At 55.2% G+C, this 25,093-nt stretch carries 24 protein-coding genes and 1 other RNA gene; 2 read left to right on the top strand and 23 right to left on the bottom strand.

Features of this window, described 5'->3' with window-relative positions:
* Positions 1–28 precede the first annotated feature (28 nt).
* From atpE to pyrE, 10 genes are all read right to left on the bottom strand, one after another.
* Positions 29–310: a F0F1 ATP synthase subunit C gene (gene atpE / locus BR41_RS07950; protein ID WP_035054841.1), complete on the bottom strand. Its 282-nt coding sequence runs from the start codon at positions 308–310 to the stop codon at positions 29–31.
* Between the two features lie 82 nt (positions 311–392).
* Positions 393–1,196: a F0F1 ATP synthase subunit A gene (gene atpB / locus BR41_RS07945; protein ID WP_035054839.1), complete on the bottom strand. Its 804-nt coding sequence runs from the start codon at positions 1,194–1,196 to the stop codon at positions 393–395.
* 2 nt (positions 1,197–1,198) lie between these two features.
* Positions 1,199–1,570, bottom strand: coding sequence for an ATP synthase subunit I (locus BR41_RS07940; RefSeq protein ID WP_035054837.1), 372 nt, complete (start codon positions 1,568–1,570; stop codon positions 1,199–1,201).
* Between the two features lie 153 nt (positions 1,571–1,723).
* Positions 1,724–2,560, bottom strand: coding sequence for a ParB/RepB/Spo0J family partition protein (locus BR41_RS07935; RefSeq protein ID WP_035054828.1), 837 nt, complete (start codon positions 2,558–2,560; stop codon positions 1,724–1,726).
* Positions 2,561–2,589: 29 nt separating this feature from the next.
* A complete protein-coding gene (locus BR41_RS07930) occupies positions 2,590–3,390 on the bottom strand; it encodes a ParA family protein (RefSeq protein WP_035055043.1) in 801 nt (266 codons plus the stop codon).
* Positions 3,390–4,040 carry a 16S rRNA (guanine(527)-N(7))-methyltransferase RsmG gene (rsmG, locus tag BR41_RS07925; RefSeq protein WP_051710477.1) on the bottom strand — a complete coding sequence of 217 codons (651 nt, stop codon included), beginning with the start codon at positions 4,038–4,040 and terminating at the stop codon, positions 3,390–3,392. Before rsmG ends, BR41_RS07930 begins: the two co-directional genes overlap by 1 nt.
* Complete coding sequence (gene mnmG / locus BR41_RS07920; RefSeq protein ID WP_035054826.1) at positions 4,041–5,954, bottom strand: tRNA uridine-5-carboxymethylaminomethyl(34) synthesis enzyme MnmG; 1,914 nt, start codon at positions 5,952–5,954, stop codon at positions 4,041–4,043.
* A gap of 149 nt (positions 5,955–6,103) precedes the next feature.
* Complete coding sequence (ppgK, locus tag BR41_RS07915) at positions 6,104–6,880, bottom strand: polyphosphate--glucose phosphotransferase (RefSeq protein ID WP_035054824.1); 777 nt, start codon at positions 6,878–6,880, stop codon at positions 6,104–6,106.
* Between the two features lie 115 nt (positions 6,881–6,995).
* Positions 6,996–7,598 carry a DUF4124 domain-containing protein gene (locus BR41_RS07910; protein ID WP_035054822.1) on the bottom strand — a complete coding sequence of 201 codons (603 nt, stop codon included), beginning with the start codon at positions 7,596–7,598 and terminating at the stop codon, positions 6,996–6,998.
* Between the two features lie 66 nt (positions 7,599–7,664).
* On the bottom strand, positions 7,665–8,306 hold the full coding sequence (gene pyrE, locus BR41_RS07905) for an orotate phosphoribosyltransferase (protein WP_035054820.1): 642 nt from the start codon (positions 8,304–8,306) through the stop codon (positions 7,665–7,667).
* A gap of 159 nt (positions 8,307–8,465) precedes the next feature.
* Between pyrE and BR41_RS07900 the strand changes: the two genes are divergently transcribed.
* Complete coding sequence (locus tag BR41_RS07900; protein WP_035055039.1) at positions 8,466–9,242, top strand: exodeoxyribonuclease III; 777 nt, start codon at positions 8,466–8,468, stop codon at positions 9,240–9,242.
* A 50-nt stretch (positions 9,243–9,292) separates the two neighbouring features.
* On the opposite strand, the gene BR41_RS07895 is transcribed toward BR41_RS07900, so the two are convergent.
* The 11 genes from BR41_RS07895 to ylqF all read right to left on the bottom strand — a co-directional run bounded on the left by BR41_RS07895 (position 9,293) and on the right by ylqF (position 19,748).
* Positions 9,293–10,612: an AmpG family muropeptide MFS transporter gene (locus BR41_RS07895; RefSeq protein WP_051710475.1), complete on the bottom strand. Its 1,320-nt coding sequence runs from the start codon at positions 10,610–10,612 to the stop codon at positions 9,293–9,295.
* Between the two features lie 186 nt (positions 10,613–10,798).
* The gene (locus tag BR41_RS07890) at positions 10,799–11,467 is read right to left on the bottom strand and encodes a glutathione S-transferase family protein (protein WP_035055035.1); all 669 of its coding nucleotides are present in this window, start codon (positions 11,465–11,467) and stop codon (positions 10,799–10,801) included.
* A 98-nt stretch (positions 11,468–11,565) separates the two neighbouring features.
* Positions 11,566–12,456 carry a DMT family transporter gene (locus BR41_RS07885; RefSeq protein WP_035054818.1) on the bottom strand — a complete coding sequence of 297 codons (891 nt, stop codon included), beginning with the start codon at positions 12,454–12,456 and terminating at the stop codon, positions 11,566–11,568.
* An 87-nt stretch (positions 12,457–12,543) separates the two neighbouring features.
* Positions 12,544–12,744: a PspC domain-containing protein gene (locus BR41_RS07880; RefSeq protein ID WP_035054816.1), complete on the bottom strand. Its 201-nt coding sequence runs from the start codon at positions 12,742–12,744 to the stop codon at positions 12,544–12,546.
* 87 nt (positions 12,745–12,831) lie between these two features.
* Positions 12,832–14,586, bottom strand: a complete 1,755-nt coding sequence (ptsG, locus tag BR41_RS07875) for a PTS glucose transporter subunit IIBC (protein WP_035054814.1) — start codon at positions 14,584–14,586, stop codon at positions 12,832–12,834.
* Positions 14,587–14,767: 181 nt separating this feature from the next.
* Complete coding sequence (gene ptsP / locus BR41_RS07870; protein ID WP_035054812.1) at positions 14,768–17,308, bottom strand: phosphoenolpyruvate--protein phosphotransferase; 2,541 nt, start codon at positions 17,306–17,308, stop codon at positions 14,768–14,770.
* 104 nt (positions 17,309–17,412) lie between these two features.
* Positions 17,413–18,060: a 5-formyltetrahydrofolate cyclo-ligase gene (locus BR41_RS07865; protein ID WP_245615826.1), complete on the bottom strand. Its 648-nt coding sequence runs from the start codon at positions 18,058–18,060 to the stop codon at positions 17,413–17,415.
* A gap of 7 nt (positions 18,061–18,067) precedes the next feature.
* Positions 18,068–18,251, bottom strand: a non-coding RNA gene (gene ssrS, locus BR41_RS23565) — 6S RNA.
* Between the two features lie 28 nt (positions 18,252–18,279).
* A complete protein-coding gene (locus BR41_RS07860) occupies positions 18,280–18,585 on the bottom strand; it encodes a cell division protein ZapA (protein WP_035054810.1) in 306 nt (101 codons plus the stop codon).
* The gene (locus BR41_RS07855; RefSeq protein ID WP_211251693.1) at positions 18,582–18,794 is read right to left on the bottom strand and encodes a hypothetical protein; all 213 of its coding nucleotides are present in this window, start codon (positions 18,792–18,794) and stop codon (positions 18,582–18,584) included. The genes BR41_RS07860 and BR41_RS07855 overlap by 4 nt, the downstream gene beginning before the upstream one ends.
* A gap of 42 nt (positions 18,795–18,836) precedes the next feature.
* Positions 18,837–19,748 carry a ribosome biogenesis GTPase YlqF gene (gene ylqF, locus BR41_RS07850; protein ID WP_084186924.1) on the bottom strand — a complete coding sequence of 304 codons (912 nt, stop codon included), beginning with the start codon at positions 19,746–19,748 and terminating at the stop codon, positions 18,837–18,839.
* Positions 19,749–20,060: 312 nt separating this feature from the next.
* On the opposite strand from ylqF, the gene BR41_RS23560 reads away from it, so the two are divergent.
* The gene (locus tag BR41_RS23560) at positions 20,061–20,555 is read left to right on the top strand and encodes a TlpA disulfide reductase family protein (protein WP_084186923.1); all 495 of its coding nucleotides are present in this window, start codon (positions 20,061–20,063) and stop codon (positions 20,553–20,555) included.
* Between the two features lie 5 nt (positions 20,556–20,560).
* Here the strand turns inward: BR41_RS23560 and BR41_RS07840 are convergent, their stop codons facing one another.
* The gene (locus BR41_RS07840) at positions 20,561–21,151 is read right to left on the bottom strand and encodes a hypothetical protein (RefSeq protein WP_035054807.1); all 591 of its coding nucleotides are present in this window, start codon (positions 21,149–21,151) and stop codon (positions 20,561–20,563) included.
* 8 nt (positions 21,152–21,159) lie between these two features.
* Positions 21,160–25,086, bottom strand: a complete 3,927-nt coding sequence (locus BR41_RS23555) for a pilus assembly protein (protein ID WP_084186921.1) — start codon at positions 25,084–25,086, stop codon at positions 21,160–21,162.
* Between the last annotated feature and the right edge of the window lie 7 nt (positions 25,087–25,093).

Here is a 25,093-nt window from a genome sequence, read left to right as displayed (position 1 = left end):
TCCAGGTTAGGTTTTAGCGTTGGCTAAATTAGTGAGCCGCTGCCAGAACCGCACCCAGGAACGGGTTGTTGAAGGTGTAGAGCATGGCAACACCAACACCGATCATCGAGATCGCGTCCAACAGACCGGCGATGATGAACAGCTTGGTTTGCAGAACCGGGATCATTTCCGGTTGGCGAGCCGAGGACTCGAGGAACTTGCCGCCCAGGATGGCGAAACCCAGAGCAGTACCGATAGCAGCCAGACCGATGATGATCGCAGCAGCGATCACGGTGAAGCTCTGTACGGAAGCGATTTCAGCAACAGCCATTTCTAAAACTCCTAAAAGGATGGTTGAGGTTGGTATGGAAAATACACGAGCCAGTCAGGCAGGGCCTGCCCGGCGCGATTTCTTAGTGATCTTCTACCGCGAGGGACAGGTAGACGATCGTCAGCATCATGAATACGAAGGCTTGCAGGGTCACGATCAGGATGTGGAAGATCGCCCATGGCGCGCCCAGCACCCAGTTGATCCACCATGGCAGCAGCGCAATCAGGATGAAGATCAACTCGCCGGCATACATGTTGCCGAAGAGACGCAAGGAGAGGGAGATCGGTTTGGCGATCAGCTCGACCATCTGCATGACGAAGTTAGGCAACAACAGCGCGATCTTCATGCCGATCGACTCAGCGTGGAACGGCGCGGTGAAGACTTCCTTGATCCAGCCGCCAAGGCCCTTGGCTTTGATCGAGAAGCCGATGATGCAGAACATCACCGAGATGGAGAGTGCAAAGGTTTGATTCACGTCAGCGGTCGGGACGACGCGCAGCTTGACGTCTTCCGGTGCCATGCCGAAGCCGTAATGGCCAATGGCTTGGGCAATCGTCGGCAGCAGGTCAACCGGCAGGAAGTCCATCGCGTTCATCACGAAAACCCAACAGAAGATCGTCAGTGCCAGCGGGCCGATCACCTTGGATTTGGCATGGAAAGCATCCTTGACTTGCGAATCGACCATTTCAACGATCAGTTCGACAAAGTTTTGCAGTTTGCCCGGTACGCCACTGGTGGCCTTGCGGGCCACCATGGCGAAGATGCCAACGAAGAGGAAGCCAAGAATCAGGCCAACCCAGAAGGTATCGAGGTGGAAACCACTGGCGGTCTGATTGAAAGCCAGGTGGTGCTTGATGTATTCCGTTGCGTTATGTTCTGCAGCCATGGTCACTTTTTGCCATCAAACTTGATTAAAAGCCCGAACCAGTAGGCGCTGGCCGCTGCGAGATAACCTCCAAACAGCGCTAACCAAACCACCTGCCGGTAAAAAAAGATTACTGCCGCGAAGGCCGCGAGCGTAAAGCTCAGCTTGACCATTTCCGCTGCGAAGTGCTGGCGCATGAGCGCCGCTGGTGGCCCGATTTCGATTCGGTAGGCGATGCGCGCATAAAGTCGCGCGCCCAACACCGAAATCGATCCACCGATGAGACTTGCAATCGCCGGAGCCCGACCCCATAAAAGGAGAATCAGCAGGGAGACGACCAATGTAATCGCCGTACCGAGGACTACAATGCCCCGGACTTGTGCCTTGCTGTTCATAAGCCGCCGCCAGTCAAACCCCGCGATTATACGGAGCTGCTCGCCGTAGCGTCAATTTTGCCACTTGTAAGAAATGGTTTAATTTGGGTGCATCGCGCACCATTTTTGTGCAAATCAAGCAATCAGCCGGGTTTCCACCGCTGATTTCAATCACTATTTCAATAAGGTCAACAACCGATCCAGTTCGTCGAGACTGGCATAATCGATGGTGACCCGACCTGCGCCCTTGGCACCGGTCTTGATCGCGACACGCGCTCCCAGACGTTCAGACACCTCTTCTTCCAGTCGGCGCACATCCGGATCAACCCGCTTTTCCGCCTTGAGCGCCGGGCCTTCCTGAATCTTCTTGACCAGCGCCTCGGCCTCGCGGACCGACAAGCCCTTGAGTGCGATGGTCTTGGCTGCATCCAACTGCGGCAACATATCCAGCGGCAACAAGGCGCGAGCGTGGCCCATGTCGAGCTGGCCACTCATCAGCATGTCGCGAACGGGCACCGACAACTGCAGCAACCGCAACAAGTTGCTGACGGTGACGCGTGATTTGCCGACCGCATGCGCAGCTGCTTCGTGCGTCATGCCGAATTCGTCGATCAAACGCTGCAAACCTTGTGCTTCTTCCAACGCATTGAGGTCTTCACGCTGGATGTTCTCGATCAACGCCATCGCCGCGACGGCTTCATCCGCCACTTCGCGGACCAGCGCCGGAATTTCGGTCAGGCCGGCGATGCGGCTGGCACGCCAACGGCGCTCACCGGCAATGATTTCATAGCGCTCAACGCCATCAAGCGGGCGCACGAGTATCGGCTGCATCAGGCCTTGCGCCTTGATCGACTCGGCCAGCTCGTTGAGCGCGTCCTGATCGATTTGTGTGCGCGGCTGATACTTGCCTGGCTGCAACACGTCGATGGAGAGCTGCTGCAAGCTATCGGTGGTTTCGCCCATCAGGGCATCGAGCCCCCGGCCGAGGCCCTTGAATTTCTTGCTGACCATGTGATTCCCGGCGCCGGGTTCGCCGGCGTTCAAACTGGTTGGACGGATTGGGCCGGATTATGCCGCGCCAGCAGTTCTTCGGCGAGCTGCAGATACGCAATCGCGCCTTTCGACCCCTTATCGTAGGAGAGGATCGGGCGCCCATATGAAGGAGCCTCGGCGAGCCGAACGTTGCGCGGGATGACGGTGTGATAGAGCTTGCTGGTGAAGTGCCTGACCAGCTGATCGCTGACTTGCTGGGCCAAGGTGCTGCGCGGATCGAACATCGTGCGCAGCAGCCCTTCGATCTCGATCTTGCGATTGAGGTTTTGCTTCACGCGCTTGAGCGTGTTCACCAGATCGGACAAGCCTTCCAGCGCGTAGTACTCGCATTGCATCGGGATCATGACCGCATCTGCGGCGACCAGGCCGTTGAGCGTCAGCAGATTGAGCGCAGGCGGGCAATCGAGAATCACGAAGTCGTATTTGCCGATCAGGCTGGCCAGTGCCGACTTGAGCCGCATTTCGCGTGCTTCGGCATCGACCAGCTCCACTTCCGCACCGGCAAGATCGCGATTGGCCGGCAACACATCGAAACCGCCGGACTCTGACACCATCACCGCCTGCTCAATGGCAGATTCGCCAATCAGCAACGTGTAGATCGTGTGTTCCAGCTTGGCTTTGTCGATACCGGCGCCCATGGTCGCATTGGCTTGCGGATCGAGATCGACCAGCAGAATGCGCTTATCCAGGTGTGCAAGACTTGCAGCCAGATTCACGGCGGTGGTGGTCTTGCCCACGCCGCCCTTCTGGTTCGCGATCGCCAATACGCGTGTCTGACGCTGGCTCATCATGCGCGAACCAGATGCACGAGATGGCGCTCGGCATCCAAGCCTGGCACGGTCAGCGAATCGACCCCTATTGCCTTGAATTCGGCCGGCAGCAGGGCGATTTCCTCATGGGGATAGACACCCTTGAGCGCAGCCCATTCGCCGTCATCCGCGAGCAGGTGTTTCGTCAGTTTCACGAATTCGGCGAGGTCGGAGAACGCGCGTGAGGTGATGACGTTGAACGGCGCTTCCGGCCGATAGCTTTCCACCCGCTCGGTCAACACGGTGACATTCGGCAGCTGCAAGTCGACGACGGCTTGGCGCAGAAAGGTGGTTTTCTTGTGATTGGAATCGAGCAGGAACAGCTGCCAATCCGGTCGGGCAATCGCCAGCGGAATACCCGGCGTACCAAAACCCGAACCGACATCGAGGATACGTGCACCAGCATTCGCCTTGAAGTACTTCAGCGGCGCGAGCGAATCGAGCAGGTGATGCGGCACCATCCGCTCCGGCTCACGCACAGCGGTCAGACTGTAGGTCTTGTTCCATTTGGCCAGCAGGCCGACGTAGGCCAGCAGGCTTTGCTGCTGCGTGTCGCTCAGCGGCAAGCCCAGCGACTTCAAGCCATGAGCGAGTGCGTCTGCAAGCGGGGCGGGCGCAAGAAGGGTCATTTAAGCTACCTTGGTCTCTTTCGCCATATTGGCGAGTTTCTTCAGATGCACCAGCAGCAGAGCGATGGCCGCCGGGGTAATACCGGAGATCCGGCTGGCTTGGCCCAGTGTTTCCGGGCGTTGCTTGCCCAGCTTTTGCTGCACTTCCTTGGATAGGCCCGGCACGATGGAATAATCGAAATCGGCAGGCAAGCGCACGTCGTCGAGGGTATCGCGTTTCGCCACTTCGTGCTGTTGCCGTTCGATGTAGCCCTGATACTTGACCTGGATTTCCACCTGTTCGGCAACAAGCTCATCGGTGACGGGCGCTTGGCCATCTTTCGGTTGGGCAGCACTCAATCCCAGCAACGCGGCATAGCTGACTTCCGGTCGACGCAACAGCTCGGCCAAGCTGTATTCACGCTCGATCGGCTTGCCAAAGACCGGAATCGCCTCGGCATCAGTGATCAGACGCGAATTGACCCAGGTCGATTTGAGCCGTTGTAGTTCGGCTTCCACGGCATCACGCTTCGTGCAGAACAAATCCCATTGCTCGTCACCAACCACACCGAGCTTGCGGCCGATCTCGGTCAGGCGCAGATCGGCGTTGTCTTCACGCAGCTGCAAGCGGTATTCGGCGCGGCTGGTGAACATGCGGTACGGCTCGGTCACGCCAAGCGTAACGAGGTCATCGACCAGCACGCCAAGGTAGGCCTCGTCACGACGTGGTGTCCACGCATCTTGCTCACGCGCAAACAGCGCCGCGTTGATGCCGGCAAACAGACCTTGCGCCGCCGCTTCTTCATAACCGGTGGTGCCATTGATCTGGCCGGCAAAAAACAGTCCGGCAATGGCTTTCGATTCAAAGCTGGCTTTCAGACCACGCGGGTCGAAATAGTCGTACTCGATCGCATAACCGGGGCGCAGGATGCGGGCGTTTTCCAAACCCTGGATCGACTGCACGGCGGCGAGCTGGATATCGAATGGCAGACTGGTCGAGATGCCGTTCGGATAAAACTCGTTGGTATCGAGACCTTCCGGCTCCAGAAAAATCTGGTGGCTATCCTTATCGGCAAAGCGATTGATCTTGTCTTCGATGCTGGGGCAATAACGCGGGCCAACGCCTTCGATCTTGCCGGTGAACATCGGGCTGCGATCAAAACCGCTGCGGATGATGTCGTGTGTTTTCAGATTGGTGTGCGCGATCCAGCACGGCAGTTGCTTGGGATGCATGGCGCGGTTGCCACGCACCGAGAACACCGGTTCCGGCACATCGCCCGGCTGGATGGCCAGCACCGAGAAGTCAATGGTGCGGCCGTCGATCCGTGGCGGCGTACCGGTCTTGAGTCGGCCGACCGGCAGTTGTAGCTCACGCAAACGATGTGAGAGCGAGATGGAGGCCGGATCGCCAGCGCGGCCGCCGATGTGGTTTTCCAGCCCGACGTGGATCTTGCCGCCCAAGAAGGTGCCCGCAGTGAGCACGACAGCGGCGGCTTCGAAGCGAATGCCGATCTGCGTGATCGCGCCGATGACGCGATCACCATCAACGATCAGATCAGCGACTTCTTGCTGGAACAGATCGAGGTTCGGCTGGTTTTCCAGCATGTGGCGGATGGCGGCTTTGTAGCGCACCCGGTCGGCTTGGGCACGCGTGGCTCGCACGGCCGGGCCTTTGCTGGAATTGAGGGTTTTAAACTGAATGCCGCCGAGATCGGTCGCCAGCGCCATGGCGCCGCCGAGGGCATCGACTTCCTTGACGAGGTGGCCCTTGCCGATACCGCCGATCGAAGGGTTGCAACTCATCTGGCCGAGCGTTTCGATATTGTGCGTGAGCAGCAGCGTTCTGCGTCCCATGCGCGCGCTGGCCAGCGCGGCCTCGGTGCCGGCATGACCGCCTCCGACAACGATCACGTCATAACGGATGGGATAGAGCATGGGTTCTCGCGCTGCAGAAAATCAAATCAGGGCGAATATTCTACGGTAAAACAGGTACTTGCGCCATGAACGGGCGTCATCGGCGTATGAACAAAAATGGCCCGCATTGGGCGGGCCATTTTTTCCGGCATCGATCGTGGTGAGCGGATTCAAATCAATCCGCAGGCGCGCGCAGCTTCAACTGCGGCACCGACGATACCGGCATCGTTCTTCAACTCTGCCGCGACGACTTCACAGCGCAAACCGGTCATTTCCGGAATGAACTTCTCCGCCTTTTTACTGATGCCGCCGCCGATCACTACGCGATCCGGCGAAAACAGCAAATCCAGATGCTGCAGGTAACCGTTCAGGCGCGGATTGAAATCCTTCCATTTCAAGTCGAGATCGTCCTTCACCTTGCCGGAACAGTATTTCTCGGCAATCGTGTCCTTCGGATAAATCAGATGGCCGAACTCGGTATTGGTGATCAACACACCATCAACAATCAAGGCGCTGCCGATGCCGGTGCCAAGCGTAATCACGATGGTCTTGCCCGCTTTGCCCTTGGCCGCGCCAAACAGTACTTCCGCGAGCCCGGCCGCATCGGCATCGTTCAACAGCTTCACCGGCAGGCCGATGGCATCCGCCAGGATTTCTTCAGCTGGCGCATCGATCCAGCTCTTGTCCACATTCGCGGCCGACAACGTACGGCCTTTATCCACAATCGCGGGGAAGGTGATACCAACTGCTCCGGTCCACTTGAATTGATCAACGAGCTCCTTGACCACACGCCCCACCGCTTCTGGCGTGGAAGGCTGCGGCGTATCAAGCCGAACGCGTTCGGCCAGCAATTCGCCGGTTTCAACATTGACCGGCGCGCCTTTGATGCCGGTACCGCCGATGTCGATGCCAAAAACGACTTTGGATGAAGAGTTGGCTGTGGTCATGAGTTTTGCCCGAGATGTCCGAATGATCCAATTGACATAAATAAAGTCCGGGCCGAAGTCTGACTTCGGCCCGGCGGGAACACAAGCAGGGTTTACCCATCCCTGCGGGGGACAGTCAGTGCGGTGTCGGCTTGGTGCCCTGCTGCAGTTCAACGAAGCGTTGCTTGTCAGCAGCAGCATGTTTTTTCACGTCTTCAATCTCGGCCAGCTTTTTCTGCGTATCGGCATCGATGTCATCGATTTCCTTCTGCGCCACTGCCCGATCCGCATCCAGATCGGCTGGTAGCTGCCGCTTGGCCTTTTGCAGACGGGCGATCTGCTCCTGAATACGCTTGAGCCTGCCATCCGCGCTTTGACGGCGTAGCTTGTTGGTCTGAATGCCGGACTGGATCGCTTCGATCTGCCGATCCCGCAACAGGTCGATGTCTTCCGGCTTGGAGAACGACTGCAGCAGCGCCTTGTCACGCCGCTGCTGTTCGCGCTGCTTTTCTTGCTCATCTTGCTGGCGCGCTTTTTCCTCTTCGGAAATTTTTTTCTCCGGAACTTTGCGCACCATGCCGCGCTGATCAAGCTCGGTCACCCCGCTCTTGGTGTTGCCAACGGGGGGCTTGTCGCTGAATTGGACGTTGCCGTTTTCATCGACCCACTTGTACAACTTGGCCTCAAGCGGCCCCGCAAAGAGGGTAAGGCAGACGACGGTCAATACACCCAGACGCATGATGCTGTCACTTCCTCGTTTTTTGGCCGCGTTAATACGCGGCTCTGTTTATTTATATAGCTGCCGTTATTCGATGCCGTACTGATTTCGGTACGCTTTGACCTTATCCAGATAATCGACAAGCAATGGCGAGTCGGCGAGATAACCGATCAGATCGCGCAAGGTGGCAATCGGAATCACAGGAATACCATATTGCTGTTGCACTTCTTGTACCGCGCTCAAATCACCCTGACCCCGTTCCATCCGATCCAGCGCAATCAACACACCGGCCGGCTCCGCGCCATTGGCACGGATCAGGTTCACTGATTCGCGCACGCTGGTGCCAGCCGAAATCACGTCATCAATGATCAGCACGCGGCCTTTGAGCGGCGCCCCAACCAATACACCGCCTTCGCCGTGATCCTTGGCTTCCTTGCGATTGAACGAAAACGGTACGTTATGGCCGGCTTCAGCCAGTTTCACCGCCGTAGCGGCTGCCAGCACGATGCCTTTATAGGCCGGCCCGAACAACACATCGAATTGCACTTGCGATGCCAGCGCTGCTTGCGCGTAAAACCGCGCTAATTCACCCACCGAAGCCCCGTCGCTAAACAATCCGGCGTTAAAGAAGTACGGCGAATTACGCTTGGCTTTGGTGATAAACTCCCCGAACAAAAGCACTTTTTGTGCCACGGCGAATTCGATGAATTCTCGACGAAAATCAGACATTGAATCGTTCCTTTTGCTGCAAATTGTAAGTCGCTGGCAAGTTTTAAAAGCGCCGTTTTGCGCGACCATGTGACAAAAAACAGCATATCACGCCGCGCAATGGCCTGCCGCACCCGCCATTTTGCCTGTTTTGAACCCGATCAAATCCCCTGGAGCGTCATCTTGAGAATTGTCAGCGCGAACCTGAATGGAATCCGTTCTGCTACCAACAAGGGCTTTCTTGACTGGCTCGCCCAATCGGGCGCCGATGTTGTCGCGCTGCAGGAGCTCAAAGCGCAGGATGCCGACCTGACCGAAGCGATGCGCGCGACGGGCGGCTACAAGGGTTATTTCCATTACGCCGAGAAAAAAGGCTATAGCGGCGTGGGCCTGTATTGCCGACGAGAGCCGGATGCGGTGATCGAAGGATTGGGCATTCCAGAATTCGATAGCGAAGGCCGTTACCTGGAAGCGCAATGGGGCAATCTGTCAGTGATTTCACTCTATCTGCCGTCCGGCTCCAGCTCTGAAGAGCGCCAACAGGTGAAATTCGCCTTCATGGAAGCCTTCTGGCCCCATTTGGCGAAGCTTGCAGCCAGCGGGCGCGAAGTGATCCTGCTGGGTGACTGGAACATCGCCCACAAGGAGATAGATCTGAAGAACTGGAAGGGCAACCTGAAGAATTCAGGCTTCCTGCCGGAAGAGCGCGCCTGGATCGGCCGCGTGTTCGGTGATCTGAACCTGGTCGACGTCTGGCGCACGCTGTACCCGGAACAGCCCGGTTACACGTGGTGGAGCAATCGCGGCCAGGCTTATGCCAAGGATGTGGGTTGGCGCATCGATTACCAGATCGCCACACCGGGCATCGCTGCCAAGGCGCAATCGGCGTCGGTCTACAAGGCCGAGAAGTTTTCCGATCACGCACCGTTGATCGTTGATTACGACTATCCGCTGTAAAACTCAGCGCACGATGGGGCTGATGCAAGGTCAGCCCGTCGTGATGCGGTTCAATGTTTCTCCGACCATGGCGCAACCCGAAACAACAGCATCATTCCGGGAATGGCTAGCAGCGCGCACAGCCAGAAGAAATCAGTCCAGCCAAGCCGTTCCACCAACCAACCCGTACTGGCATTGAAGAAGGTACGCGGCACCGCAGCGAGGCTGGTGAACAGCGCGATCTGCGTGGCGGTGTAGCGGGGGTCGGTGGTGCGGGCGATGAAGGCGACGAAAGCCGCCGTACCGAGACCGACACCCAGCGCTTCAAAACCGATCACCGCCGCCAGCGCCGCCTGCTTGTAGCTGATCGCATGGCCGAAATCGAATCCGTCGAAATGGATCGCGCCCAACAGCGCCGGATCGTGCCCGATACTCGACAGCCACGCAAAACCCAGAATCGATGCCATCTGCACCAGCCCGAACAACCACAGCGCACGGTTGATGCCGATCTTGAGCATCCAGATGCCCCCCAGCATGCCACCAATCACGCTCGGCCACAGGCCCGCATTCTTGGCGATCAGGCCGATTTCGCTCTTGGTAAAGCCCAGCTCCAGATAAAACGGCGTCGCCAGCGCTGTCGCCATCGAATCGCCAAGCTTGTAGAGAAAAATGAAGGCGATGATCGCCAGCGCCGCTTGCCAGCCATGCCGGGTCATGAACTCGTGGAAAGGTTCGATGACCGCCTCGCGCAGCGTTTTTGGCGGCCGTGCCAGCTGTGGCTCGCTGACCAAAAGGGTGAGCACAATGCCGGGCAGCATGAACAAGGCGGTAATGCAGAAAACCGAAGACCACGGCAGGTGGTCGGCCAGGATCAGCGACAGCGACCCCGGCACCAACCCGGCAATGCGGTAGGCGTTGACGTGCACGGCGTTGCCAAGGCCCAGTTCGGCGTCAGCGAGGATTTCACGCCGGAAGGCATCGAGCACGATGTCCTGGCTGGCGCTGCATAAGGCCACGAGGACGGCCAACTCGACGATGCTCGTCAATCCGGCTGTGGGCGAAAACACCCCGAAGACGGCAATCGAGACCAGTAGAAGCAGCTGCGTCGCCAGCATCCAGCCGCGCCGCCGGCCAAGACGCGGCAACGAGAAGCGGTCCATCAACGGCGCCCAGAAGAATTTCCACGTGTAGGGAATCTGCGTCAGGCCAACAAGGCCGATCAACTTGAGGTCGACGTGTTCGGTTTTCAGCCACGCCGGCACCAGGTTGATCAAGATGTAGAGCGGCAGGCCGGACGAGAAGCCGGTAAACACACAGATCAGCATCCGCCGCGTGAACAGCAGTTGTTTCCAGTCTTGGGCGAGGGGTGATGCGGGTGGGGTGGCGGTCATGACAAGGTGGCGCAAAACAGATGCGCCACCTTACCGGAAAGACCCTCCTCGGGCGAGACAAGCCACGGCCAAGCAGGAATGAATAGCCACTAACAAAATCCAGCGTAGCGGTGCTGGCAAGGCGCGCGAACGCAGACAGTACAGGCGAGTACGGCAATTGAGCGCAACGCCGCCAGCAGGGTTTTGTTAGCGGCTATTTGCGACCCGCGCCGCCAGCACGCCTTCTTTCTTTTTGATGAAGGCGGTGAGCTTGTCGGCATAACCAGCTTGTACCGCCTCACGCACGCTGGGACGTGACAGCAGCGCGTCCGCCCAACGCTTCACTTTGGGCCGGCCATCGAACCAACCGGTTTCGCCCAGCGATTCGAGCACCGGGAAGTAGCGGAAGAAGGGACCGAACGCGGCGTCGACCAAACTGAATGAAGTGCCGGCAAACAAGGGGCCGTCGCCAAGTACGCTTTCCAGTCGATCCAGTTTGGATTCGATATCTGCACGCGCGGCGGCGAACGCTTTGTCGTCAGCGGCAACATAGAAATTCCACAGCGACATCAGCCCGGCAGAGGCGAATTCGATCCAGGCGCGGTGCTTGGCTTTTTGCAGCGGGTCGGTCGGGTGCAAACGCGGTTCGGTGGTTTCGTCGAGATATTCGGCAATGACGGCGGATTCGAACAATACCTCGTCGCCCACCTTGAGCACCGGCACCTTGCCGAGTGGCGAGAGCGCGAGGAACCAGTCCGGCTTGTTGGCGAGATCGATATAGGTGCGCTCGAACGGCACGCCCTTTTCCAGCAAGGTGATCACGGCGCGTTGGACATAGGGGCAGATATCGAAACTGATCAGGTGCGGCACAGACATGGTGAAGCTCCGGTTCATAGGGTAGAGCCAACATGCTGCCTGCATGACGGACAATCAAGACCGCATTGCAGAACACAGTGTTATCAATGACGAGACACTTACACGCGTTTGAGCAACGCGCGCGGTGAAAACCCGGTGACCAATGCCGTGCCAAGCAGTACCAGCAGTGCACCTACCAGCGTATTCAGTCCGACCGATTCGCCCAGCAGCAATACGCCCCACAACACGCCGAACACCGGGATCAGGAACGTGACCGTCAGCGCCGAAGCCGGGCCAAGATCACGAATCAAGCGGAAATAGAGCAAATAGGCGATGCCGGTGCAGAATACCCCCAACAGCAATACTGCCAGCAACGGCTGCCATGCCATCTCCACCACGGGATGCGCGCTCGGCAGCATGACCATCAATGGAAATAACAGCACGCTGCCGCCCCACATGCTGCCGTGCGCCACATCGAAGGGCGCAATGCCCTGTGCATGGCGCTTGCTGTAGGTGCTGGCGACGCCGTAGCACAACGTTGCCAGCAGACAGGCGGCAATCGCGATACCGGCACCGGGTTTGGTGGTGATCCGGTCGAGGCCAACCAGCGTCGCCACCCCTGCGACGCCGACCGCCAAGCCCAGCCATGCCTTGCGCGCCGGCAACACACGCAGCCAGAGCGCGGCGACCAAGGTGCCCCAGAACGGCGCGGTCGCATTCAGGATCGACATCAGCGAGGCGGAAAGCGTTTTCGCCGCGAATGCGTAGCAGAGAAATGGAAATGCGGTGTTGAAGAGCCCGAGCATCAGGTAGTGCCGGGCATTGCCTGCAAGCGGCAAGCCACGCCGCCACCAGGCGGCCATCAAGGCAAGAAACAGCGCAGCGATGCCGACCCGGAAACCCATCAGCCATATCGGCCCGAACGCAGGCACGGCCACACGCATGAACAGAAAGGATGCACCCCATAGCGCGGCGAGCAGCAGCAATCGGGCGAGGCTGGCAGCATTCATTACGTTGGCATCCGGCAGCAGGAAAACGCGATTGTGCCGCCCACTCGCTCAGGCCGCCATTCGTTTCTTGCCGCATATGCCAATGAATTAATCGTCCCCTACCGGCATCAGGAACCACAGCACGAGATAAACCAGCAGGCCGGGAAACGCAGCGGACAAGATCAACACCAGCAAATAGACCAAGCGCAATTTGTCCGCGCTGATATCGAAGTAATTGGCCAGTCCGCCGATCACGCCACCGACCCAGCGGTTGTTGCGGCTGCGGCGCAGCACCTTATCGGTCGTCATTGTTGTTTCTCCTCAAAATCGCTTGAAACAAAACAGGGCGTGTCACTGACACGCCCTGCAGATCAGAACAGGTCGGATGCGGCGAGTTTACGCGAGCGCAGCCTTGTAGCGCTCGGCGGACGGGCCAACCAGCAGCTGGTACGCGCCACCACCAAGATCCACTACGCCAATGCCGACCGCTTCCAGCGGCGTGACGTTGAGTGACGAACCGCTCTTGCTGAATGCCAGTCGCGTCATCGCCACAACATCGATCTCGCCCAGCGGGCTCAGCGGCTTGAGCGCCAGCCTGAGTGCGGCCAGCTTGGTCTCGAAGGCTGGGTCATCCTCATAAGCCGGCATTTGGAAAATTGCTGCAGATGCCATCGGTGCGGCGGGCACAACGAGATCCGCTTCCGCGCCAGCCGTCTTCAAATATTCGGCCATATCGGTTTTCATGTTTTCCGACGGCGTACCGAAGATGGCTTGCACGCCGTTGCCGACCATCATCACGCCAGCCGCGCCCATGGCTTTGAGCTTGGCCTGATTCACCTTGGCGGGGTCGTTGACGGCAATGCGCAGGCGCGTGATGCAAGCATCGAGACTGGCGATATTGCTGCGGCCGCCAAAGGCCAGCACCAGCTCGCGGGATCGCTCGTCCTTGCTGTTTGTGCCGCTGGCTGCTTCGGCTTGCTCATCTTCGCGGCCCGGTGTTTTCAAGTTGAGCTTGAGGATGGTGAAGCGGAACACGCTGTAGTAAACCACCGCGTAGATCGGGCCGAAGATCAGCGTCAGCCACCAGTTGTGCGCCCGATCACCGAAGGCGTTGAACAACAGGAAGTCGATACCGCCTTGCGAGAAGGTAAAGCCCATATGCATGTCGAAGGTATTGGCGACGAACTGGGTCGAGGCGGCCAGCACGGCGTGGATCACGTACAACACCGGCGCGACAAACAGGAAAGCAAATTCAATCGGTTCGGTGATGCCGGTGAGGAACGAGGTTAGGGCAGCCGACACCATGATGCCGCCGACCTTCACCCGGTTCTCCGGTTTGGCGGTGTGCCAGATTGCAATCGCAGCCGCTGGCAAGCCGAACATCTTGAACAGGAATGCACCGGACAGGATGCCGGCGGTCTTGTCGCCCGCCATGAAGCGGTAGATGTCACCGTGCACGACCTTGCCTGTCGCATCGGTGAAGCTGCCGATTTCAAAGAAGAACGGCACGTTCCAGATATGGTGCAGGCCGAACGGAATCAGCAAGCGCTCGACAAAGCCGTAAACCGTGGCGGCGGTACGCGGGCTGCTGTAGGCCGCCCAATGTGAGAATTCTTCGATGACGTGCTGGATCGGTGGCCAGATTACCGACAAGAGCAGCCCGACAAAAATCGCCGCCAGTCCGGTCACGATCGGTACGAAACGCTTGCCGGCAAAGAAGCCAAGATAGGGCGGCAGTTCGATCCGGTAATACTTGTTGAACAGCACCGACGCGACACCGCCAATGATGATGCCGCCGAACACGCCGGTTTCCATCGATGGCATGCCCATCACGGTGGCGGGCTTAACGCCCAGGAAAGTCGCCATGACGCCCAGCGTTGCCGTCATCACCACAAAGCCAACCACTGCAGCAATCGCTGCCACGCCGTCGTTCTCGCTCAGGCCGAGCGCCACGCCAACGGCAAAGATCAATGCGAGGTTGCCGAAAATCGCCCCGCCGCCCTGCGCCATGACTTGGGAGACGATATCGGGCAGAAAACCGAAGTGCGAACTGCCGATCCCGAGCAATAACCCGGCCACTGGCAGAACTGCAACCGGCAGCATCAAGGCTTTGCCGATCTTTTGCAGCACTGAGAACGCCGCTTTGAACATGTGATTCTCCTGCATTGCCAATCGTGGCAAGTGTGGCTATTGGGTGCGCATCATCACCGCATCGATGAAACGCAACCATCCGGGATTGGCTCTAAATGTGAATACTTACGTACGAGCCAAACATAACGGGCGCTTGAGGCGCCCGTTATGGATTGATGCAGCCAGCAATGCCGATCAGCGCTTAGGCATCGACCAGTTTGGCCAATCTGGCGCGCACTTCGTCCGCAGTCCCGAACTGCAGCACTTCTTCAGCAATCTTTTCGCAATCGGCTTTCGACAGCTTGCGCACCAATGCCTTGATGGCCGGAATGCTGGACACGTTGACCGACAGTTCGTCCACCCCCATGCCGATCAGCGCTGGCACTGCTTGCGGATCGGAAGCGATACCACCGCAAACGCCAACCCACTTGCCGTGCTTGTGCGCGCCCTTCACCGTCATGGCAATCAGGTTGAGCACACCAGGGTGCAGCGCGTCGGCCTGCTTGGCGAGTTTGGGATGACCGCGATCCATCGCCAGCGTGTATTGCGTGAGGTCATTGGTGCCGATCGAGAAGAAATCGGCTTCACGGGCAAATTGCTCGGCCAACACGGCGGTTGCCGGCACTTCGACCATGATCCCGACTTTCACGTCGGCGGTAATGCCCAACAAGGTCTTTTCTTCCGCCACGATGGCCTTGGCTTCACGCAACTCGGCAAGGTTGGCCACCATCGGGAACATGATGTGCAGCCTGGAATACGGTGCAGCGCGCAAGATGGCGCGGATTTGCGTGCGCAGGATTTCCGGCTCGGCCAGACACAAGCGGATACCGCGTACGCCAAGGAAGGGGTTGTCTTCCACCGGCATCGGCAAATAGGGCAGGGGTTTGTCGCCGCCCACGTCGAGCGTACGGATCACCAATGTACGGTTCGGGCCAAGCGCTTTGGCGATGTCACTGTAGATTTGCGTCTGCTCGGCTTCGGATGGGGCATCGCTGCGTTCCAGAAAAAGGAATTCACTGCGCAGCAGGCCAACGCCTTCGCCACCCAGCTCGATACCTTGTTTGGCTTCGTCGAGCCCGCCGATGTTGGCAACGACTTCGATATGTTGACCATCGCTGGTCACGGACGGCTGTTGTGCAGCGGCAAGTTCTTCGGCGCGGCGCTTGGCCAGGCGCGCTTGCTTGTCGCGGATCACCGCCATTTCACTGGCGGTCGGGTTCAGGCGCAGGATGCCCTTGCTGCCATCCAGGATCACCGGCGTACCGTTGGCCAGCTTGATCGCCGCTTCGTCCATGCCACAGATCGCAGGGAGATTGAGGGAACGGGCCAGAATGGCCACGTGGCTGGTTGCACCGCCGCCAGTCGTCGCGAAACCCAATACACGGGTGCGGTCGAGGCTGGCAGTTTCAGATGGGGTGAGTTCTTCGGCAATCAGGATGGCGTTGTCTGGCAGCACCATCTTGGTTTCAGTCACACCGGCAATCAGCCGCAGCACACGCTGACCGACATCGCGGATATCGTTCGCGCGGCCGGCGAGTATTTCATTCTTGAGCTTGGCCAACTGCTCGGCGTAACGCGTAAACGCTTGCCGCCAGGCAAAACCGGCGCTCTTGCCGGCACCGATGGCGGCAATCGCCAGATCGAGAAGCTCTGGATCGCCCAGCAGCTCTTGATGCGCGGTGAAGATTTCAGCTTTGTCGTTGTCGCTGATTCCGGCCTTGAGTCCTTCAAGCTGGTTGCGCGCTTCTTTCAGTGCGGCATCGAGCCGGCGGCGTTCGGTCTGCGCGTCTTGGCCTTGCTCGGGCACTTGAATCTCTGGCTGCTTGATCTGGAAAATCTGACCAACAGCAAGGCCGGGGGATGCAGAAACACCAGTGAGCACGTTGGGATCGTCCGATTTTGGTTTGGGCGGCACTGCACGCATGGTATCGAACGGCGCAGGTTTATGTTTGGCGACAATGGCAGCGCCAACATCCTCGCCGCTACCGGAGATCAGCAAATCCACCAAAGCCTTGATCGCGGAGCTTGCATCCGGGCCATTCGCCTTCACACGTATCTCATCACCATGCTGGACTTCAAGACCCATGATGCCGACCACCGACTTGGCATTCGACTCTTCGCCGCCGCGCACCAGCTTGATATCCGACTTGTAGGTTTTTGCTGCATTGGCGAGCACGGCTGCCGGTCGCGCATGCAGGCCAGTCAGGTTCGGAATACGCACCGGGTCCGACACGACGTCGCTGCCGGTCTTGGCGGGAGCGGCGCTTTGTCCATCAGCCAGTTCCAGAATCAGCACCGGTGTCAGTCCGGCCTTGGCAAAACCACTTGCTGGCAGGAACTGCGCCACGCGATCGGCATTGGTGACGATCATCTCCGTCAACAAGCTCTTGGCATTCTTGGCAATGAAGTTGGCATCGAATTCGATCAGCGGCTGGCCGACCCGAACAGTATCGCCGACCTTGACCAGCGCATTGAAACCCTCGCCCTTGAGCGCGACCGTTTCAAGACCGATGTGCATCAGCACCTCGATACCTTCTTCCGTGGTCAACGTGAGGGCGTGATGCGAGGAATGAATCTGGGTGATCTTGCCGATGGCAGGAGCCAACAACTGATTGGAGATGGGATCGATCGAAACGCCGTCACCCACCATTTTGTTGGCGAATACCGGATCGGGTACGCGATCGAGTGGAAGCAATACCCCGGTAAGCGGAGCAAACAATTCGATTCGTTGCGGACCAGGCATGATGGGGTCTCCGGCGTGAGAAATTGTAGCTAGTTTATGCCGACCGATCGGATGGCTTCAGTGAAATTGTTGCACTTGTCATATCGAGGCCAGGCTGACGTAGATCAATGCCAATGTCTTGCAGGATATCGGAGCCCGGACTCGGTGATGATTGCATCGAGATGCAAATCCCAAGGGTCCGTCGGCAGCTGATCCACTTCCTGGCAATCGAAGGCCAAGCCGATCAGGAAAGGTTTGCGCCAATGCCGCCGCAGACGGCGGAACTGCAATGTGGCGTCGTAATAGCCGCCACCTTGGCCTAGTCTTCGCAACGCAGCATCGAAACCAAGCAGCGGCACAAAAATCACATCGAGCTGATTGGCATGCAGTGGGGGATCGATACGACGGGATACCGGTTCAGGGATGGTGTAGCGCCCGGCCAGCCAGCCACTATCCGAACGAACTCGGCTAAATCGCAGCATCCGGCCGCGTTTCGGTGTTTTCGGAACAAATACGGCGCATCGTTGCGCCAAGGCTTTGCGTATCAACAGATCGGTAGGAAATTCACTGCCAACCGCAATGTAAGTGCCGATCTTGCTGCCACGTTGCAACCAGCGGGCAGCCTGCTTAACAGCAAGACGTGCGGCAATTTCACGTTCAGCGGGTTTGACGGCGATGCGCTGTCGACGCAATTCGCGCCTGAGCGCAATTTTATCTGGATGGCTTTGGAAGGTGACCGGGAATGTCACGGTCGAAGATGACGGCAAGGTCACGAAGAGGGGCTTTCCCGCAGGTGTCGTCCGGCTCGCATCTTGAACCCTGAGGTTCAAGTGGTCACCGGCCGTTTGCCATCAGGTGCGTTCGACAGTGGAACGCGCACAACAGGCGTTTTTTCGTGGCTGGCAACCGAGCTACAATTTATCGGTTCAAAGAATCTGAGCCGTGACAAACACCGCAGGAAAGCAGGCGGTAGGCTGATCCGGCTTTGCTGATCAGAACAACTCACTTTGTTCTTGCAATGCCGCATCAGCGATCTGACTGATGTGGTCGATTCTACGCTTGTAGGCCGCGATGTCAAAACCGCCAGCATCGACATGCAAGTATTCATGCGCAATGTTGAGCGCCGCCATGATGGCGATTTTCTCGATGCCGATCACTTTGCCGCTGCCACGGATCTCATGCATTTTGGCATCAAGCATCTCTACGGCTTGCAACAACGTCGCTTCTTCATCCACCGGGCAGGCCACGCGAAACTCGCGGCCCATGATGGTGACATCAAGTTGCTTGATCTCGCTCATGCTTCATCCTCCGGCAGCCGCTCAAGGATAGCGGCCACACGTTGCTTGGCGCCTTCCACCTTGCCTTTCAACTGCTGGTTTTCCTGCTGCAACGCGAGCACCTGCTGCCGCAGTTGGCGATTGTCGCCGCGCAATTGGTGGCACAGCCGGGCTAGCAAGCCCACTTTGTCTTCAAGACTGGAGAATTCGGCATCCATGGCAACAGGCAAGTGAACGAGTCCAACTGATTCTAAGCCATTTCCCGGCAGTGGTCAGTCTTGCTGGCCCAGATCCGCAGCAAGATCAGGGTCAACTGGCTCATCCGGCAACGGCACCAGATTCTCCAGATCCGCCGGTGTTTCCAGCGTGATCCTGCCCAAGGTACCGCTACGAAAATCGGTGAGGATCAGTTCCGCCGTCTTCTGATAGTCAATCCGGCCACCCGACAACACTGCACCACGCTTGCGACCAATCATTGCAAACAACTGCTCAAGTTCGACATCCAGATCATCGAGCTTGTAACGCGCCTTCAACAGCTCCGGATAGCGCGCTCGCAACGTGTCCACCGCAAACCACGCCACATCTTCCTCGTCGTAGGCATTGCGGCCAATGGAACCCGCCAACGCCAAGCGGTAACCAAAGTCCTCATATTCGATCTTCGGCCACAACAAACCGGGCGAATCGTAAAGGATCATGCCGTCCGGCAGCTCGATGCGCTGCAGATGCTGCGTCACCCCCGGTGTATCGGCCACCTTGGCAATCTTGCGACTCAGCATGATGTTCAACAGGGTCGACTTACCGACGTTCGGAATACCCATGATCAACGCACGCGCTGGCTTCACCTCCCCGGTGCGATGCGGAACGATCTTGCGGCACAGCTGAGGCAGGCGCTTCACATCAGCGGCCTTGTCCCCTTCACCGATCAACACTGCTTCAGTCCCTGGTTGACTACGAAACCAATCCAGCCAGACACGGTTCAAAGCGGGATCGGCCAAGTCAGCCTTGTTCAGGATCTTCAACGCCGGCCGTTGCCGGGCGCGCCGAAGCTTTTCAATCATTGGGTTGGTACTGGAAGCCGGTAGTCGCGCATCGACGACCTCGATCACTAGATCAACCTTTGCCATCGCCTCCATCACCTGCTTTCTGGCGGCGTTCATATGACCTGGGAACCACTGGATGGCCATAGCTACCCCTTATTCGGCGTGACAAAAGCGGCGGATTATACCCGTTGTCCACAAAGAAGTAATAAAATCAACGGCTTGCCTTGAGGAAAACCTTGGCAGCAAGTGTGGATAAACCACGAATAACCAAGAAGCCATAGACAACCAACATATTATCCACATGCACCACAGCCCCTTTATACAGATGTTGTTCAAGACCTAAATACATGAGTAGAAAGGGAAAATTTCGTTATCCACAGAAACTGCTTCCCCTTATCTATTGTTCTTATCTTCATTCTATCTAACATTGTTTATATATTTTTCCTTCTACAAACCATGCGAAAAACCATCACTCTCATCTCAACGATTGCACTACTAAGTTGTATTTCCTGGTTTGCTTACCAATTGCTTCAAAAAAAACTGAGTCCTGCCTTACAAGCAACCACGATCAATCACCAACCCATCAAGATCGAAACCGGTAAAGTGACACTGATCAATTTCTGGGCAACAAGCTGCATTGGATGTGTAAGGGAAATGCCATTCCTACAAAACACGTTTCAACATTATCAAAAAGACGGTCTACAAGTGATTGGCATCGCTCTTTCATACGATCGCACCGACTATATACAATCGTTTATCGAGAAATATAAAATCAGTTTTCCAATTGTTTATGATCAGGATGGAAAGATCGCTGAGCAATTTGGAAGCATAACATTAGCACCTACATCATTTTTAATTGATCATAATGGTTATATTGTCAGCAAAACAGTCGGGGAACTGGAGCCCGAAAAAACAATGAAAACCATTGAAATGTTGCTTAAATCCAAATAGCTACCCTATGAATTTGGCTGAAAATAGAATTCCCGATCAATATAAGTACCAACATCAACACCGGATTTTCTAGCTGGAACAAAACCTGTCTCCAAAAGCATATCAACAATCTTATTGGCGAAGGGTATATCCTCGTCTAAAGCCTTTAGCACCTGCACATGATAGACTTTTCCGTAATGATCGATGAATATCCGTACATCAACCGGAAAACCAGTCCTGGATATGCCATCAAGACTGTCAAAATCCGGTTCGCTACTTGGCACAGGTAATTGATCAACGTCGTTCGGTAAAATGAATCTAGAAACGTCTTCAACAATTGGCATGAATGGCTTCATTCTTTCTTTGGTAGCAGCCTTTGTCTTATCATCACCATATGTGGTTTTATTAACGTTTATTTGATTGCTTACTTTTTGTATGTATGAATTTTTCATATATAAAGTCACCATATTATCTGAATAATCCGAATGTGCGGTTAACATATCCAGTCGAAAGAGCGATCCAATAAATGGCATGGCCATCATATGCAGGATAATTGAAAAAAAAAGGGCAGTATATAAGCTGCCCTTTTTCAGATTGAAGACGATATTGACTAACAATTTCAACCTCAATTTGTCGTCGGTATTTCTCGCCAATTTGTCTTTGTCGTGCCTGCCGATGTCGGCGGTTTTTCAGGAGGTTTAAACGTCTTGCTGTTCATATTCCCGACAATGCCTTCAGTTGAGGACGTACCTACCTTGATGATGTCCACATCTACAACAATCGAACTATTTGTGTAATTTGCAATTACATTATTACTACTATCAATCAATACCGATTTTCCGGTGGCAAAATCAACTTCAAATATCCTTGACGTCCCTGTTGGGTTGCAAGCATCACCATTTGTCAAGTTTGCGGCAAATAAAACGGAATTCAAATTGACTGCCGGTGTGACATTGATTTGTTCAGCAACATTACTACTTGATACCGCAAGATCAAAGTACCAACCCATCACCGATGTGGGTGCTGTACCAATTCCGTTTACCAGATTGGTATTCGCATTCAATTCAGAGCGCGTAATCGGAAATGTCACACCTGTTGGCAATGTTGCTGCGGTGTAAGGAGCGCCTTGTATCCCATCCACGATTGCATAAAAAGCTTGCGCCTGGCTATTTGTCATATCAGCGCTGGCAAGCAATTTACCTGTACCAACAAGAACGTAACGACGGAACGTTGTAGGTTGGATTTGCACAATGGGGGTCGTGGTAATAGGTTGAGGATTGCCCGAAGCATCGGTAAGGTACGCAATACGAGTAACTGGATATGACGTGCCAGTAGTCGTCAGATCGAAACGCCAGACATTACCGTTCAAATCGCCAGCATAAACAGATTCCACTGTTGAATCCGTCAGATCAGTTGTATATGCACTAGCATAAGTCAAGCCATTGGAAACAATGCTGGAATTTCCGCTATCAGTCGCTGGAATTTTTTGCAATAAAGTACCTGTGGTCGGATCGACGATATATAAATAGCCTTTGCCATCAGGGGTATTGTAACCAGAAGTCAAAATGACAACCCAGCCATATTTCTTGGTTTTCGCAACAATTGGATCACCGAAGGAATAGCCCATGCTGCTATCCGTAAATTCCCATTTTACTGCAGCTGCCAGATTCGTTTCGTTGCTCAAATTTGAAGGTGTTGTTACATCAAGTGCGTAATAACTTTTTCCACCTTTTCCCAATCCACCAACCAACAAAGATGCCCAACTTGAAGAACCGGTATGACCCCCAGCATTCCCCATATCAAGATCAGTGATATTTGGGGTAGCGTTAACATAAAAGTAGTGGGTAAAGGTTGGATTCCCAAATTGGGCCAGTTCCGCAGTAGCCGCTCCTTGGCTCGCTCCGGATGCGCTCTGGTACATCCCTCCTGGAACATAGGCAAATAGCTCTTTACCACCGCCTGAGCTGGCAGATGCGGTGCCATCAATTGCATGCAACATGCCATCATTTGCGCCGAAATAAACAACCGTTTTTCTTGATGAATTCGTGCTCTTGAATGCGGTGTAACCAGCATTGGTAGATTCGGAATAAGGTGCATTCGGCGCATCGATTGGATGAATTTTGGAACCAACAATATCAGCCATAATATAAGCGCGAGTTCGATAGGCGTGCGTACTCCCGGTGGCGATCGAATTTGTTTCGTTAGTTTGATCACCTCGCAAATAATTGATGTAATTGGTTTGCGTAGTGGTACTAGCGACATTGTTTGGCGTACCTAGAATTGTAGCTGGGTCTAAAGCGGTCGCATCGCTACTTGCCAACTTGTTTTGACGGAACGGTACGCCATGGCCACTACTATAGGTTGCAATGAAGCGGGCTGTATCCCAGCCGGTGCCACTGACCTGGGTATTTAAAATATCCCGCGCTGACCAAAGTGACGTCAAGGTTGGATTGCCACTGGAATCGAAGGTAATCGTATTGGCAACCATATTGCCGGACCAATTACTGGTGTCATAAGCACCGCTAAATGCCAAACTTGGGTTACTGGGATCAGCTGAAACCTGTGGTTTGGACGTACTGAAGGCGGTGGTATCTTCGGTAATTTGACTGACAATATTGCTAAAGGCAGTTTTCAAACCGGCGACCATATTGCTTGCTTGCCCTGCACCAAAATAATTATCCGGTTGGGGGTTGCCATTGACGTCGACACCACCGGATGCATTCCATGAAGATTGAGTCAATGGCACTGCGGTTGAAGGATAGGGTACGTAATTGGCTGGTACTTTGAAACCACCATATTTTGCAGCGTACCAATACTGATTTTTGTATTTGTAAGTTTGATACTCCTCCACATCGAGCCAATAAGTCGATACGGTTTGAATGAATGTTTTTGATCCATCTGAATTTTTAAAATCATTGGGCCGCATGTCTTTAACGTGTGAGTCATAGGCAAGACCGGCAATATAATAGGTATCGCCATCGCCACAACACCAAGGTACGTAAGTTCCGCCGAGATTGTTCACCCCTTCCATGTTTCCGACTGCATTGGTAGCCGTTGTTACATTGACAGTCGTGTCGCTGCTAACTTCACTAGGCGTTGAAGGTTCGTTGGAGCTGACTAGCGTAGAGCCGGGTAAGTTGGCATCCGCGTGGGTATTAACATCACCGATGCCCAAGATAAAGTTCTTCTGGCACGAGTATTGAATTGGGTCAGTCCAGCTGGTAATGACCGGAAACCCATCAGCAAAGGTTGAAGTCAAATTATTGCTATATGAAACAACTTGGCCTTGATTTTTAAAATAGCGGATAGAGGCATAATACAATTCAGAAACCGGATCATAACTTTTATATTTGTGGGATGTTTCCCCAAACTTATTCAAATAATTCATTACGCCGCTATTGGTGATCGATGCACCACCGCCAATGGCTGTTGCAGTAGCCGTTGCATCTGTAGGGTTTGGATTGGTGACAAATATGCCAGTTGTCGCATCCCATTCATTGTTTGCGTTATTTATATTGGTGGATGTGCCTGGTTGGGGGTATTGTGGGCCAATGAATTTTATATTGGCTCGCAATGCGGCACCATCTCGTTTGATATTGCCATCATTCAAATAGCCAAATGCACCATAGCGGATTTTTGTTGCATATTGTTGCATCAAACCTTCCGGCTTGTATAAAGGAAGACCGTCAGTTCCGGTATATTGTTTACAATTGGATTCCAGACTAACCGTTGCATCGCAGACACGCACGCGAGCAATGACCGAATATATGGTTGATGCGCTATAGGATGCCGCAGCTGGATCATAGGCTGAACCTGCAGTGCTTTGATTGCTGCCATCGAATGAACCGGTATTGGTGAATTGCATTCGATTTCCCAAACCCCAGATGCGGAAGTTAAATCCGGTCCAGCTGAATGGGGTTAATGTATTGACGGTAATCGTTGAAGGAATTGAGCGATTTGGCGTTTCTCCCGAGCCGCCGTCACCGGATGCCCATGCTTTTTCGATCATCGTTCCTTTACCGGTGGTCGCGCCGGTACCGGCTGTTGTGTAGTCACCGGAACGGTACCCACCTGTCAATGCCCAGCGAAATGGATCAATGGTTTGCATGGTTGCCCAATTCATGAAGCTACCGCTCCATAATTTGGTAGAACCACTGGTTACACATTGGTGATTACTATCAGCTGCGCCTACTGGATAAAAAAAACTTTGGTTTGCAGCATTGTCCAATGTAACGCTATTATCGTAATAATAGGCATAACATTTTCCTGGATCGAAATAGCCAATAAACCCGGTTGCACTGACATAGGGAGATAGGCTGGTCGGATAGGCGGTGCTGTTGGCCGTAGGATATTCTACAGACAAATCGAGCATCATATTTCCGGGTACCGCCGATGAGCTGAATATCGGCTGATCTGCCAAAGTTGTCGTTGCTGCTTTAATATGGCCAATTGAAGCGATGGCGATGGCAAGACAGATGAATATTTTATTAAGCTTGCCACGTGGATTGGCAAGTGGAATGGTGTGATGCGGATATTCGCGACCGGTATTCATGATGTCT

Source organism: Andreprevotia chitinilytica DSM 18519, from assembly GCF_000711875.1.
Classification (GTDB): domain Bacteria; phylum Pseudomonadota; class Gammaproteobacteria; order Burkholderiales; family Chitinibacteraceae; genus Andreprevotia; species Andreprevotia chitinilytica.
The sequence above is the reverse complement of the archived record's forward strand: the minus strand, read 5'-3'. Positions and strand labels throughout refer to the sequence as shown.

What these genes read in the sequence shown, in the direction of transcription:
- atpE (WP_035054841.1), bottom strand. Translation starts at nt 310, where the DNA reads ATGGCTGTTGCTGAAATCGCTTCCGTACAGAGCTTCACCGTGATCGCT.
- atpB (WP_035054839.1), bottom strand. Translation starts at nt 1,196, where the DNA reads ATGGCTGCAGAACATAACGCAACGGAATACATCAAGCACCACCTGGCT.
- BR41_RS07940 (WP_035054837.1), bottom strand. Translation starts at nt 1,570, where the DNA reads ATGAACAGCAAGGCACAAGTCCGGGGCATTGTAGTCCTCGGTACGGCG.
- BR41_RS07935 (WP_035054828.1), bottom strand. Translation starts at nt 2,560, where the DNA reads ATGGTCAGCAAGAAATTCAAGGGCCTCGGCCGGGGGCTCGATGCCCTG.
- BR41_RS07930 (WP_035055043.1), bottom strand. Translation starts at nt 3,390, where the DNA reads ATGAGCCAGCGTCAGACACGCGTATTGGCGATCGCGAACCAGAAGGGC.
- rsmG (WP_051710477.1), bottom strand. Translation starts at nt 4,040, where the DNA reads ATGACCCTTCTTGCGCCCGCCCCGCTTGCAGACGCACTCGCTCATGGC.
- mnmG (WP_035054826.1), bottom strand. Translation starts at nt 5,954, where the DNA reads ATGCTCTATCCCATCCGTTATGACGTGATCGTTGTCGGAGGCGGTCAT.
- ppgK (WP_035054824.1), bottom strand. Translation starts at nt 6,880, where the DNA reads ATGACCACAGCCAACTCTTCATCCAAAGTCGTTTTTGGCATCGACATC.
- BR41_RS07910 (WP_035054822.1), bottom strand. Translation starts at nt 7,598, where the DNA reads ATGCGTCTGGGTGTATTGACCGTCGTCTGCCTTACCCTCTTTGCGGGG.
- pyrE (WP_035054820.1), bottom strand. Translation starts at nt 8,306, where the DNA reads ATGTCTGATTTTCGTCGAGAATTCATCGAATTCGCCGTGGCACAAAAA.
- BR41_RS07895 (WP_051710475.1), bottom strand. Translation starts at nt 10,612, where the DNA reads ATGACCGCCACCCCACCCGCATCACCCCTCGCCCAAGACTGGAAACAA.
- BR41_RS07890 (WP_035055035.1), bottom strand. Translation starts at nt 11,467, where the DNA reads ATGTCTGTGCCGCACCTGATCAGTTTCGATATCTGCCCCTATGTCCAA.
- BR41_RS07885 (WP_035054818.1), bottom strand. Translation starts at nt 12,456, where the DNA reads ATGAATGCTGCCAGCCTCGCCCGATTGCTGCTGCTCGCCGCGCTATGG.
- BR41_RS07880 (WP_035054816.1), bottom strand. Translation starts at nt 12,744, where the DNA reads ATGACGACCGATAAGGTGCTGCGCCGCAGCCGCAACAACCGCTGGGTC.
- ptsG (WP_035054814.1), bottom strand. Translation starts at nt 14,586, where the DNA reads ATGTTCAAAGCGGCGTTCTCAGTGCTGCAAAAGATCGGCAAAGCCTTG.
- ptsP (WP_035054812.1), bottom strand. Translation starts at nt 17,308, where the DNA reads ATGCCTGGTCCGCAACGAATCGAATTGTTTGCTCCGCTTACCGGGGTA.
- BR41_RS07860 (WP_035054810.1), bottom strand. Translation starts at nt 18,585, where the DNA reads ATGAGCGAGATCAAGCAACTTGATGTCACCATCATGGGCCGCGAGTTT.
- ylqF (WP_084186924.1), bottom strand. Translation starts at nt 19,748, where the DNA reads ATGGCCATCCAGTGGTTCCCAGGTCATATGAACGCCGCCAGAAAGCAG.
- BR41_RS23560 (WP_084186923.1), top strand. Translation starts at nt 20,061, where the DNA reads ATGCGAAAAACCATCACTCTCATCTCAACGATTGCACTACTAAGTTGT.
- BR41_RS23555 (WP_084186921.1), bottom strand. Translation starts at nt 25,086, where the DNA reads ATGAATACCGGTCGCGAATATCCGCATCACACCATTCCACTTGCCAAT.